Source organism: Pedococcus sp. P1_H8 (assembly GCF_056405175.1).
The window spans coordinates 1-379 of record NZ_JBFUCP010000414.1 but is presented as its reverse complement, the minus strand read 5'-3'; the positions used below and the strand labels follow the sequence as shown (position 1 = coordinate 379).

The 379-nt window shown below is 71.5% G+C and carries 1 protein-coding gene; it reads right to left on the bottom strand.

Features of this window, described 5'->3' with window-relative positions; genetic code table 11:
- Positions 1-379 (bottom strand): antibiotic biosynthesis monooxygenase (locus AC1DYG_RS20615; protein ID WP_477641690.1); only part of this gene is annotated, 379 nt, incomplete at both ends.

Genomic DNA, 379 nt, shown 5'->3' with positions numbered 1-379 from the left:
GAAGTCGCGCCCCTCCGCGAGCAGCGCGGCGCGTTCGGGCGAGCCCAGCCACGCGTCGAGGTGTTCCGCGGTGTCGAAGCTGAAGACGATCGTCCAGCTGTCCTGGATCCCGGGCACCGGCCGGTGCAGCCGAGAGCCCCGGAATCCGGGAAACCCCTTCTCCGCCTCGACGACCCGCTGCTGCCAGGCCACGAACTCGTCCTCCCGGCCGGGCACGTGCGGGTGCGAGACCACCACCGTCACGACGTCGTCGTCGGCCTCGTCGACGAGCACGTGCTGGATCGGTGGCGCCTCGAAGAGGTCGGCGCCGCGGACCATCAGCTCGCGCCGGGTGTCGCTGTCGAGCCACCGTTTCAGGTTCGCGGTGCCGTCGAACCGG